The following is a 1,196-nucleotide window of genomic DNA, read 5'->3' as shown; positions in this document are numbered from 1 at the left end:
CATGGAGCTGAAATCAGTCGAAGATACCAGCTGGCTGCAACTGTTTATTAAAAACACAGCACTGTGCAAACACGAAAGTGGACGTATACGGTGTGACGCCTGCCCGGTGCCGGAAGGTTAATTGATGGGGTTATCCGTAAGGAGAAGCTCTTGATCGAAGCCCCGGTAAACGGCGGCCGTAACTATAACGGTCCTAAGGTAGCGAAATTCCTTGTCGGGTAAGTTCCGACCTGCACGAATGGCGTAATGATGGCCAGGCTGTCTCCACCCGAGACTCAGTGAAATTGAACTCGCTGTGAAGATGCAGTGTACCCGCGGCAAGACGGAAAGACCCCGTGAACCTTTACTATAGCTTGACACTGAACACTGGTCCTTGATGTGTAGGATAGGTGGGAGGCTTTGAAGCGTGGACGCCAGTCTGCGTGGAGCCAACCTTGAAATACCACCCTTTAATGGCTGGTGTTCTAACGTAGACCCGTTACCCGGGTTGCGGACAGTGTCTGGTGGGTAGTTTGACTGGGGCGGTCTCCTCCTAAAGAGTAACGGAGGAGCACGAAGGTTAGCTAATCCTGGTCGGACATCAGGAGGTTAGTGCAAAGGCATAAGCTAGCTTGACTGCGAGAGTGACGGCTCGAGCAGGTGCGAAAGCAGGTCTTAGTGATCCGGTGGTTCTGAATGGAAGGGCCATCGCTCAACGGATAAAAGGTACTCCGGGGATAACAGGCTGATACCGCCCAAGAGTTCATATCGACGGCGGTGTTTGGCACCTCGATGTCGGCTCATCACATCCTGGGGCTGAAGTAGGTCCCAAGGGTATGGCTGTTCGCCATTTAAAGTGGTACGCGAGCTGGGTTTAGAACGTCGTGAGACAGTTCGGTCCCTATCTGCCGTGGGCGCTGGAGAATTGAGGGGGGCTGCTCCTAGTACGAGAGGACCGGAGTGGACGCATCACTGGTGTTCGGGTTGTCATGCCAATGGCATTGCCCGGTAGCTAAATGCGGAAAAGATAAGTGCTGAAAGCATCTAAGCACGAAACTTGCCCCGAGATGAGTTCTCCCTGAGACTTTAAGTCTCCTGAAGGAACGTTAAAGACTATGACGTTGATAGGTCGGGTGTGTAAGTGTAGCGATACATTGAGCTAACCGATACTAATGAACCGTGAGGCTTAACCTTACAACGCCGAAGATGTTTTGGCG

The 1,196-nt window shown here is 52.3% G+C and carries 1 rRNA gene; it reads left to right on the top strand.

Annotated features, from left to right (window positions below):
- Positions 1–1,173 (top strand): 23S ribosomal RNA (locus tag OGV94_RS00025); the annotation flags it as partial.
- Positions 1,174–1,196 lie beyond the last annotated feature (23 nt).

It is taken from the genome of Citrobacter sp. Ce006, from assembly GCF_030336535.1.
Classification (GTDB): Bacteria; Pseudomonadota; Gammaproteobacteria; order Enterobacterales; family Enterobacteriaceae; genus Citrobacter; species Citrobacter europaeus.
This window is presented reverse-complemented; position numbering and strand designations above follow the sequence as displayed.